The organism is Streptomyces sp. KR55 (genome assembly GCF_052245645.1).
Lineage (GTDB): Bacteria > Actinomycetota > Actinomycetes > Streptomycetales > Streptomycetaceae > Streptomyces > Streptomyces flavusporus.
Genome location: NZ_JBQQCE010000340.1, coordinates 1 through 10,922 on the forward strand (window position 1 = coordinate 1; position 10,922 = coordinate 10,922).

At 70.7% G+C, this 10,922-nt stretch carries 8 protein-coding genes; 3 read left to right on the forward strand and 5 right to left on the reverse strand.

All coding sequences use genetic code 11. The features are described 5' to 3' along the window. The first annotated feature begins 176 nt into the window (after positions 1-176). The gene (locus ACTWQJ_RS36385; RefSeq protein WP_129803610.1) at positions 177-365 is read left to right on the forward strand and encodes a ribbon-helix-helix protein, CopG family; all 189 of its coding nucleotides are present in this window, start codon (positions 177-179) and stop codon (positions 363-365) included. 16 nt (positions 366-381) lie between these two features. Here ACTWQJ_RS36385 and ACTWQJ_RS36390 read toward each other — a convergent pair whose 3' ends face one another. Further along, on the reverse strand, positions 382-1,833 hold the full coding sequence (locus tag ACTWQJ_RS36390) for an NCS2 family permease (protein WP_443310729.1): 1,452 nt from the start codon (positions 1,831-1,833) through the stop codon (positions 382-384). A 181-nt stretch (positions 1,834-2,014) separates the two neighbouring features. Here ACTWQJ_RS36390 and ACTWQJ_RS36395 point away from each other — a divergent pair, with 181 nt between their 5' ends. Further along, a complete protein-coding gene (locus ACTWQJ_RS36395) occupies positions 2,015-2,281 on the forward strand; it encodes a DUF2530 domain-containing protein (protein ID WP_443310730.1) in 267 nt (88 codons plus the stop codon). A gap of 98 nt (positions 2,282-2,379) precedes the next feature. Further along, on the forward strand, positions 2,380-4,776 hold the full coding sequence (locus ACTWQJ_RS36400) for a cation-translocating P-type ATPase (protein ID WP_443310731.1): 2,397 nt from the start codon (positions 2,380-2,382) through the stop codon (positions 4,774-4,776). 122 nt (positions 4,777-4,898) lie between these two features. Here the strand turns inward: ACTWQJ_RS36400 and ACTWQJ_RS36405 are convergent, their stop codons facing one another. The 4 genes from ACTWQJ_RS36405 to ACTWQJ_RS36420 form a co-directional block, all read right to left on the reverse strand. Beyond that, positions 4,899-5,834 (reverse strand): hypothetical protein, encoded by a 936-nt coding sequence (locus ACTWQJ_RS36405; protein WP_443310732.1) that lies wholly within the window; start codon positions 5,832-5,834, stop codon positions 4,899-4,901. Between the two features lie 162 nt (positions 5,835-5,996). Next, the gene (locus ACTWQJ_RS36410) at positions 5,997-6,869 is read right to left on the reverse strand and encodes a calcium-binding protein (RefSeq protein ID WP_443310733.1); all 873 of its coding nucleotides are present in this window, start codon (positions 6,867-6,869) and stop codon (positions 5,997-5,999) included. Positions 6,870-7,068: 199 nt separating this feature from the next. Continuing rightward, on the reverse strand, positions 7,069-10,194 hold the full coding sequence (locus ACTWQJ_RS36415; RefSeq protein WP_443310734.1) for a sacsin N-terminal ATP-binding-like domain-containing protein: 3,126 nt from the start codon (positions 10,192-10,194) through the stop codon (positions 7,069-7,071). A 90-nt stretch (positions 10,195-10,284) separates the two neighbouring features. Beyond that, positions 10,285-10,922: DUF3027 domain-containing protein (locus ACTWQJ_RS36420; protein WP_443310735.1), on the reverse strand; the 638-nt coding region annotated here is incomplete at its 5' end.

Genomic DNA, 10,922 nt, shown 5'->3' on the forward strand with positions numbered 1-10,922 from the left:
GGTCGTCGCCATGGGTAAGGTCCGGCATGTTCTTTAGGGTAACTCATTACCCTACCTAAAGACCAGTGGCGACACGCACAGGTGCCCGTGATCCCCGCCACTGAAACCGGATCATCACCCGTATGAGTGAGCCACTTCCGGAAAGTGACGCACCACTGGGTCGCCTTGCAACCCTCGTGTCCATGGGGACCAGTGTGCTCAGCCTGCGGATCGACGGAGAGCTGCTCGAACGGCTCCGGGACCATGCGGCGAAAAGAGGAATGAGCGTCCAGGACTATGTGATCCGGACGCTCATTCGGGACGACTTCGACGAACGCTTCAAGTCGGCGGTCGAAGAGACGGAGAGGTTCTACGGGGTCACCTGACGGCCCCCGTGCGGCATCAGGTCAGACCCAGTGCCGGCATCAGGTAGTAGAAGGCGAACACCGCCGCCACCACGTACATCGCCGCCGGGACCTCCCGGCCCCGTCCGGCCGCCAGGCGCAGGACGACGAAGGTGATGAAGCCCATACCGATGCCGTTGGTGATCGAGTAGGTGAACGGCATCATCAGCATCGTCACGAAGGCCGGGACGGCGATCGTGTAGTCCGCCCAGTCGATCTCCTTGACCGAACCGGCCAGGATCAGGAAGCCGACCGCGACCAGCGCGGGGGTGGCCGCCTGGGACGGGACCATCGTGGCGACCGGGGTCAGGAGCAGCGCCACGGCGAACAGCGAGCCGGTGATCACGTTCGCGAAGCCGGTCCGGGCGCCCTCGCCGACGCCGGCCGTGGACTCCACGAAGCAGGTGGTGGCCGAGGAGGAGCTGGCGCCGCCCGCGGCGACCGCGATGCCGTCGACGAAGAGGACCTTGTTGATGCCGGGCATCTGGCCCTGGGCGTCGGTCAGCTTGGCCTCGTCACTGACGCCCATGATCGTGCCCATGGCGTCGAAGAAGGTCGACAGCAGGACCGTGAAGACGAACAGGGTGCCGGTCAGCACACCGACCTTGGCGAAGCCGCCGAACAGGCTGACCTCGCCGATCAGGCCGAAGTCGGGGGTGGCGACCGGGTTGCCGGGCCACGTCGGAGTGGTGAGACCCCAGGAGGGGACGTCCGCGACGGCGTTGATGATCACCGCGAGGACGGTCATCGCGACAATCGAGATCAGGATCGCGCCGGACACCTTGCGCACGATCAGCGCCAGCGTGAGCAGCACGCCGAGGATGAAGACCAGGACCGGCCAGCCGTTGAGGTGACCGGTGGCGCCGAGCTGGAGCGGGACCGTGGTCTGGGCGGCGTCCGGGATACGGGAGACGAAGCCGGCGTCGACGAGGCCGATCAGCATGATGAACAGGCCGATACCGATGGCGATGGCCTTGCGCAGACCATGGGGCACGGCGTTCATCACGCGCTCGCGCAGGCCCGTGGCGACCAGCAGCATCACGACGAAACCGGCGAGCACCACCATGCCCATGGCGTCCGGCCAGGACATCCGCGGGGCGAGCTGGAGCGCGACGACCGAGTTCACCCCGAGACCGGCGGCCAGCGCGATCGGCACGTTGCCGATGACGCCCATGAGGAGCGTGGTGAACGCCGCCGTCAGGGCCGTCGCGGTGACCAGCTGGCCGTTGTCGAGCTGGTTGCCGTACATGTCCTTCGCGCTGCCGAGGATGATCGGGTTCAGCACGATGATGTAGGCCATCGCGAAGAAGGTGGCGAAACCGCCGCGGATCTCGCGGGCCAGGGTGCTGCCCCGTTCGGAGATCCTGAAGTAGCGGTCGAGTGTGCCGTAGGCGGGCTGTGCGCCGGGACCTTCGGGCGCGGGGGCCTTGGCGGGGGCCGAGGTGGACATGCAGGACCTCATCACCAACGGACATCCCCCATGCCCCGTTGGACTTTCATACGAACAGAAGTGGCCAGAAACAAACGGTTTCAGTATGAACATATGACGACGAGATCGCTATCTCCGCGCGTAGACCCAAAGGACTCCGAAGACGTCCGACGACGTCCGACGGGCCTCTAAGCTGTCCCCCATGGCGAAGTGGACCCCCAAGCACGAGGCACCGGAGCCCCTGGAGGGCCCCGTGGTCGGCACCATCACCGGCGGCACGATCGTCTGGTTCGTCCTCTTCCTGGTGCAGCTGCCGTTCTACGACTGGTTCGACGACCACGGGCACACCTGGTGGCTGTGGACCTGCCTGGCCGGCGGAGGGCTGGGGCTGCTCGGCATCTGGTACGTCCGCCGACGGGACGCGGCGATCAAGCGGTCGGCGCGCGAGAAGACGCCGGCCATCCCGTAAGCCCCCGTACGCCCAGGGCACTACGGCCGTCCTCCCGTAGTCGGATCTTCCGCCCACTCCGGGGGTGAAGCCCCACATCCGCACGTACCGTCGAATGCATGACGCACATCGACGCGGACGCCGAGCTCGGTCCCGCGCACCCCGCACCCGTGCCGTCGGTGACGACCGGGCTGACGGCCGCCGAGGTCGCCGAACGGGTCGCACGCGGGCAGGTCAACGACGTACCGGTGCGCAGCAGCCGGTCGATGGCCGACATCATCCGCGCGAACGTCTTCACCCGCTTCAACGCGATCATCGGCGTGCTCTGGGTGATCATGCTGTTCGTCGCGCCGATCCAGGACAGCCTGTTCGGCTTCGTGATCCTCGCCAACACCGGTATCGGCATCGTCCAGGAGTGGCGGGCGAAGAAGACCCTCGACTCCCTCGCCCTGATCGGCGAAGTACGGCCGACCGTGCGACGCGAGGGGATCACCGCCGAGGTCAGTACGTCCGAGATCGTGCTGGACGATCTGATCGAGATCGGGCCGGGGGACAAGGTCGTCGTCGACGGGGTGTGCGTCGAGGCCGACGGGCTGGAGATCGACGAGTCCCTGCTCACCGGTGAGGCCGATCCGGTCGTCAAACGGCCGGGGGACCAGGTCATGTCCGGGAGCTTCGTGGTCGCCGGCGGTGGCGCGTTCCAGGCGACCAAGGTGGGCCGTGAGGCGTACGCCGCCCAGCTCGCCGAGGAGGCCTCCCGCTTCACCCTCGTCCACTCCGAGCTGCGCTCCGGGATCTCCACGATCCTCAAGTACGTGACGTGGATGATGATCCCGACCGCGATCGGCCTGATCATCAGCCAGCTCGTGGTCAAGGACAACGACCTCAAGGACTCCCTCGCCCGCACGGTCGGCGGCATCGTGCCGATGGTCCCGGAGGGGCTCGTCCTGCTCACCTCCGTCGCCTTCGCGATCGGCGTCATCCGGCTCGGCCGGAAACAGTGCCTGGTGCAGGAGCTGCCCGCGATCGAGGGCCTCGCCCGCGTCGACACCGTCTGCCTGGACAAGACGGGCACCCTCACCGAGGGCGGCATGGACGTCACCGAGCTGCGGCTGCTGGACGGCCACGACGAGGCCTACGTACGGCAGGTCCTCGGCGCCCTCGGCGAGTCCGACCCACGGCCGAACGCCTCCCTCCAGGCGATCATCTCCGCCTACCCGGACGGCGAGGAGTGGCGCGTCACCGAGGCGCTGCCCTTCTCCTCCGCCCGCAAGTACAGCGGGGCGTCCTTCAGCGAGGGCAACGGCGAGGCCAGTACGTGGCTGCTCGGCGCCCCCGACGTGCTGCTCGCGCAGAACGATCCCGCCCTCGCCGAGACCGAGCGGCTGAACGAGGAGGGCCTCAGGGTCCTGCTGCTCGCCCGCACCTCCGGCGACCTCGACTCCCCCGACGCCACCCGGGACGCCAAGCCCGCCGCCCTCGTCGTACTGGAGCAGCGGCTGCGGCCGGACGCGGCCGACACCCTGCGCTACTTCGCCGAGCAGAACGTCCGCGCCAAGGTCATCTCCGGCGACAACGCGGTGTCGGTGGGCGCGGTGGCGAGCAAGCTCGGGCTCGACGGCAGCACGGTCGACGCCCGTCGGCTGCCCGCCGACCGGGACGGCATGGGCCGGGCCCTCGACGAGGGCACGGTGTTCGGGCGGGTCACCCCGCAGCAGAAACGGGACATGGTGGGGGCGCTCCAGTCCCGCGGGCACACGGTCGCCATGACCGGCGACGGGGTGAACGACGTCCTCGCTCTGAAGGACGCCGACATCGGGGTCGCGATGGGCACCGGCTCGGAGGCGACACGAGCGGTGGCGCAGATCGTGCTGCTGAACAACAGCTTCGCCACCCTGCCGTCGGTGGTCGCGGAGGGCCGGCGGGTGATCGGCAACATCACCCGGGTCGCCACGCTGTTCCTGGTGAAGACGGTCTACTCGGTGCTGCTGGCCGTCCTGGTGGTGTGCTGGCAGGTCGAGTACCCGTTCCTGCCCCGCCATCTGACCCTGCTGTCGACGCTGACGATCGGCGTCCCGGCGTTCTTCCTGGCCCTCGCGCCCAACAAGGAGCGGGCGAAACCCCACTTCGTGCGGCGGGTGATGCGGTACGCGATACCGGGCGGGGCGCTGGCCGCGCTGGCGACCTTCGGCACGTATCTGATTGCCCGTCAGCACTACACCGGTCCGGGGGCGTTGGATGCGGAGACCAGCGCGGCGACGCTGACGCTGTTCCTGATCGCGATGTGGGTGCTGGCGATCATCGCCCGGCCGTACACCTGGTGGCGCATCGGGCTGGTGGCGGCGATGGGGGCGGGGTTCCTGGTGGTGCTGGTGGTGCCGTGGTTGCAGGAGTTCTTCGCGTTGAAGTTGGTGGGGGTGACGATGCCGTGGGTTGCCGTGGGGATGGCGGTGGGGGCGGCGGTCGTCCTGGAGGTGCTGTGGAGGTTGGTCGACCGCCGGCCCGCGGTCCACTGAGCGCTTGGCTTCAGCCGAGGGAGCTGATGCCGGTGGGGTGCTGCGGCGCCGTTGCGGCTGGTCGCGCCCACGCGGCGGAGCCGCAAATCGACACAGCCCCGCGCCCCTTTGGGGCGTTGTGGCTAACGGACGTCTGCATAGTCGCCGGCCGTTGTCACCGCCGGGGTCGTCGGGGTGCCCTTGAACTGGAAGCGGTAGTAGCCGTCGACCGATGCCTTGACCGTGGTCTTCAGGTCACCCGTCGTGTTCGTCTTGATGCCCTTGACGTTGGTGTAGTTGGTGGTGCCCGCCTTGCGGAACTGCAGCACCACCGGCTGGGTGGAGTATCCGGCGTACTTGCCGGTCTCCCAGTTGGCGCGGGTCAGCTTGCCCGTGACGGTGAGGGTCTTGTTCTTCTGCACCGGCTCCGGGGCGGCGTTGACCGTCAGCTTGGAGTTGCGCTGCACCAGGGTCGTGCCGAGGGCGCCCTGGTCGGCGTATCCGACCTTGGTGATGTCGAAGGTCTCGCCCTCGGGGTCCTGGCCGTTGTACGCGATGGCCAGGGCGGCGCCCTTCCAGGTGCCTGAGTCGGAGTTGAGCAGGTCGCCCTCGCCCGGGTAGATGTCGATCTTGCCGGTGCAGGTGGCGGTGGTCGCCGTGGCCGTCGTACAGGTGGCCGGCTTCACGCCGAACAGGGTGGTGTCGGGCGTGGCGAAGGCGCCCCGGTAGAGGTAGGGGCCGGTCAGGAAGTCCTGCGCGGTGATGTCGACGTCCGCTCCATGGGTCAGCGTGTAGGTGACCGTCGTGGAGTAGTGGCCGGTGGTACCGACCTTGACCGCCTTGGCGATCTTGAAGTTGGAGAAGGAGGCGTCCAGGGCGTACGGCTCGTCCTGGGCGGCCTTGGTGCTGAACGCCGTCGCACCGGAGGGGGTGTGGGCGGCCTGGCGGATCTTCGCGACGGCCTCGCGGTAGTCGGCGCCGGAGACGCCGGAGACATCGGCGGCCTGAGCGGCCGGTACGGCGAGGGCGGAGAGGGCCAGGGCGCCGGTCACGGCGGCGACGGTGGCTCGTATACGCATGCGTTCCCCAGTGAGTGATCGTGGAGCCTGTTGGCTCACCTGATCAGATAGGCGAACGCCGGTAACGGTTGCTCCGGCAGGGAAAGTTGGGAAAAAAGCACCCGGCCCCGGATGGCTTCCGGGGCCGGGCGGCAGTTGTGCTGTTGCTTACTTCACGTCGACTTACTTCACGTCGACGAAGTCACCGGCGACGGTGGCCGGAGCGGTGCTGGTGATGCCCGCGTAGCTGAAGCGGAAGTAGCCGTCGGTGGAGGCCGTGACGGTCGTCTTCAGGGCGCCGCCCGTGGCCGTCTTGATGCCCTTGACGTTCGTGTAGTTGGTGGTGCCCGCCTTACGGAACTGCAGCACCACGGACTGGCCGCTGGGGATGCCGACGTAGGAGCCGCTCTGCCAGTCGGCGCGGGTCAGCTTGCCCGTGACGGTGATGGTCTTGCCCTTCACCACCGGCTCCGGCGAGGCGTTGACCGTCAGCTTCGACAGGCGCTGGACCTTGTGGGTCTGGTAGTAGTCGTCCCAGTAGATCTCGCCGTCGTTGGACAGCACGCCGGCGGTCACATGCCAGGTGCCGGCCAGCGCGTTGGCGTACACGTTGCCCTCCATGCCGGGCGCGGCGGTGAGGGTGAGCTTGCAGGTCGACGTCGTGGCGCTGCTGGCGGTGCAGCTGGCGACTTCCTCGTTCGGCGGGATGTAGCCGTCGACGTCGGTCTCGACGTCGGTGCCGTGCCACAGGTCGATGTAGGCGTCCGCGATGCCGCTGGGGTGGCTGGCGGTCAGGGACACGGTGAAGGTCTTGACGGTGGTGGTGCCGAGGACGACGTTCTTGCCGGCGTTCACCGTCACGTTGGAGACGGTGGGCGCGGCGGCGGCCGCGCTGAACGTCGACTTGGTGGAGGAGGACGAGGTGCCGAAGCGCTCGGCGGCGCTCGGGCGGTCCGTGCTCGCGGCACCCTGCGAGTCGGCCTGTGCGAGCGGCGCGACGAGGGCGGACAGGACCAGGGCGCCGGAGACGGCGGCCACGGTGGCGCGTATACGCATGCGTTCCCCATGAGGAGAGGGGCCCCGCTGCCCTTCGTTCCCTACGGCTCGTGAGCGCGGCGAGACCCAAGTGATCGTGGAGCCTGTTGGCTCGCACGATCAGACCCGTGACGGTAGTGAATAGTTGTACGACCGGCGTGGAATTTGTGCGAGCTTTTTCAAGATCCCGCCCAAGGCCCCGCCGGCCGCACACCTCGGCTCAGTCGAACCACCGGTCCCGCGCCAACTCCGCCGTCCGTGACGGGTCCTCCAACAGTGCCGCCACCTCGAAGCGCCGCGGCCACTGGCCCGCCGCCCAGGCGAGACCGGCGGCGACGCCCTCCAGCGTGGCGGCGTGCAGTACGCCGTCGGAGGTGACCCGCCAGTCGATCTCCACACCGTCGACGACGAGTTCCTCGTGCTCGACGTAGGTGTCGGGCGTCCGCGGGCCCAGCAGCACCCGCACCGGCTCCGGCACCTCGTGCTCGGTGCCCTCGGAGTCCACCTCACCGGTGACGGACTCGCTCAGCCGCCGCACCTGGAACAGCTCCGCCAGCTCGGCGGCCCGGGCCGGCGGCACCGGCAGCAGGGGCACACCCTCGGTGAACGGCAGCAGGTCCGGCGAGTCGACGACCACCGCGTCGGCCGCGTCCACGACCTCGACCCGCCCGTCGACGACCGCCCGCAGCTCGTCCGGCAGGGTCACCTGGTCGGGGTCCAGCTCGGCCAACGCGCCGTACAGTCCGTGCAGTTGGGTACTGGTGACCTGCCGCTCGGGGTCGGCGAGCCGGTCCAGCAGCTCGGCGGCGCCGCCCGGCTCGTCGAGAAGGGCCGCCACCGACGTCCGTACCCCGAGCGCCCGCAGCACCTGCTCGTCGTCGAAGCCGGTGGCGTCGGCCTCGTCGTACAGGCCGCGCAGCAGCGGATCCCCACCGGCGGCGAGCAGTCCGGCGGGGCGCCGCCCGTCGAACACCGGGTGCCCGCGCAACCACCAAGCGGTGTAGGGCCGTACGACCTCATGGGTGCCGTCGGGCAGCAGGATGCGCACACTCTGAATGACGGCGTCACGCAAGGGGGGTACCGACAGCAGAGCAAGAGCCTGTGACCACTTGTCGTCGGCCACCAGATCCAGGTCGCGTACGGCGATGAGTTCCGTCGCCACCGGCGGCACCGGCGAGTCCGGGAAGCGGTCGAGGATGTCCTCGCACCAGACGTCCACGGCGTCCAGCAGACCGGGGTCGTCGGGCTCGGCGAAGTCCCCTTCACGGGGCTCGAGTTCGTCGGGGTCGAGGACGACGTCGGTGGCGCGGACCAGCGCGAAGTCGGCGAGGACGCCACAGGCGGCGAGCGGCTGCTCACCGAAGCGCTCGGCCAGCTCGGCGTCGACGAAGGCGAGTTCACCCTCCCGCATGACCTGGGCGAAGGGGCTGCCGGGGAAGACGAGTTCGCCTGCCGGGGCCAGTTCCCCCTCCTCGTCCGGGAGGGCGAGGGCGCCCAGCCAGGGCTCGTCGCCGGGTTCGAGCCCGGCGTCCCGCACGAGCGCGAGGACGGTGTCCGCCAGCTCCTCGGCGTCCGGGGCGTCCTCCTCCCAGAGGGCGCCGCCCTCGTCGTCGAGGGAGGCGGCGACGGCGGCGCGCACCTGCGGGGTGGTGAGCACGGCACGCGGGGTCGCGGGCAGGGCACCGAGCTTCTCCAGGAGCGGGTGCGCGGCGTCCGGGTGGGCGACCTTGAGGCCGAGCCGGGCGAGGACCTCGGGGTCGATGCGGGCGGCGTCCGGGGTGGGCAGGAGGACCTGCCGGGGCCCGATCGTCGTCCGCCGGTCGGCCAGCGGCACGGGAAGCCCGGTGAGCCGGTCCGGATCCACCCCGGCGAGGCTGTCGTACAGCCGCCGCCACCAGCCGGGCTCCTTCTCCAGGCCGGCCAGCCGGTCGATGGCGTCGCTCAGCCGGACCCGGGCGACCCCGAGCGTGCGCAGTTCGACCCGCCGTTCCAGCCCGGCGGGCAGCAGCGTGGGCAGCACCTCGGCGAGCACCCGTACGGTGTCGGCGCCGGCGCCCTCGACGACCTCGGCGTCCCGCGGCCGGAGGGACTCGGGCAGCTCGTCGGAGCCGTCGCCGGAGGGCGGAACGGCCGGCGGCAGGAAGGACGTCCGCGGCAGCCGCTCGAGAATCGCCTGCCGCAGGGCCCCGTCCAGCTCCCCCTTCCCCAGCGGGCCGGGCACGAGGTCGATGATCGCCTCGGTCACCGGCCGCCATTCGGCGAGGAGTTCGGCGTACGCGTCCGCCGCGCGCTGCACGACGAAGTCGGTCAGCGGGCCGGGCGCGGCGTGCCGGCGGGTGGTGTCCAGCGGGAGGGACGCGATGAGCAGGGCAGGCACGCCGAGGGGCTCGTCGCTGGGGGTGGGGGCGTGGACGACGGGGCTGGGACGGGGCCGGACGGGAGTGCCGTGGGCGGCGTCGATGGGCACGGCCCAGGTGACGGACCAGTGTGGGCGCAGCCGCTCCTCGACGGGGCGGCCGGCGAGCAGGTCGGGCGTGAGGGGGCCGTGGGCGGAGGAGGTGCGCCAGTGGGTCACGCCGTCGCGGGAGTCCTCCACGACCGTGAAGGCGCCGTCGGTGCTGCGGCGCACGGTGCGGGGGGTGTCGCCGTCGATCTCGACGACGACCTCTTCCAGTCCCGGCAGGGTGAGCAGCAGGGAGTCGTCGACGGCACGCAGCAGCCGCTCGGCGAGATCGGCGGCGGCGGTGTCACGCAGCGGCAGGATGACGACGGTGTCGTACGGATCGGGCGCGGTGCCCTCGGCGGCGAACGGCAGCCGGAGCAGGGGCACGTGTCCGTCCCGCCGGCGGATCTCGTCACCCAGGCCGGGGCTGTGCCGGGCGGTGTCGGCGGCGAGGTCACGGGCCTCGGCCAGGGACCAGCGGACACCGCCGTGCCGGCCGACGACGGCGGGCTCGTCGGTGACGGCCAGGACGGCGGCGAAACCGACGCCGAAGCGGCCGATGGACGGCGTGTCCCGCTTGGCGGAGGCGCGGAGAGTGGCCAGCGACTCGACACCGGCGGCGTCCAGGGGGGCGCCGGTGTTGGCGGCGAAGAGCACGCCGTCGCGGAGGGTGAGCCGCAGCCGACCGGGCACGCCGGCCCGGGCGGCGGCGTCGGCGGCGTTCTGCGCCAGCTCCACGACGAGCCGGTCCCGGTAGCCGCCGAGGACGAGATCCTCCTCGGCGTTCGCGTCCTCACGGAACCGCGCCGGGCTGGTCGCCCAGGCATCCAGCACCCCGCGCCGCAGACGAGCCGTCCCGAAGGGGTCCGCACCTTCGGCGGCAGGCCGCACGAACTTGCTCACGTTCACTCTCCTCATCGCCGTGAGGAGAAGGTATCGCGCGGGAGCGACGACCGTGACGTCACGATCTCAGCCCGCCGTAGCGTCGGGACGCTACGAGTGCCCCAGCTCGGCCGCCGACTCGTCGGACACCTCCGGAACCGACCCGGAATCCCGCGCCGGCCGCAGCGGGAACGGATCCACCCGCGTCTCGTCGATCACCGGCGGAGTCGGCTGCGGCGGCTTCGGCATCACCGCGGCCTCGGAGTGCCCACCGCACCCGTACGCCAGCGACACCACCCGGCCGTCGGCCGGCGAGAACTCGTTCGCGCAGACCCCGAAGGCCTGCCCCAGCGACCCCCCGATCGGCACCAGGAAGCCGCAGCTCACGCAGGACGCCGGCGCCGCCTGCGCCATCGGCGTCTTCGGGCCGAAGCCCTCCTCCCAGCGGTCGGCGGCCACATGCAGCCCGTACCGGGACAGAACCCGGGCGCGGCGCATGCCCAGCTCCTCGGCGAGCGCCGCGATCGAGCCGCGCGTGGGTGCCGTCGGGAGGGTGGCCGGCGGTCCCGCCGTGACCTCGGCGTCCTCGGCCTCGACCAGTTCCGCCATGTCCGCGGACACCGCGGAGCTCGGCGGCGGCTCCTCCTCGCCGGTGAAGCCCGGCTCCAGCCGCAGATCCTCGGCGTCCGTGGGGAGCAGGTCGCCGGGGCCCATGTCGCCGGGGCGCAGCCGCTCGCTCCACGGCACCC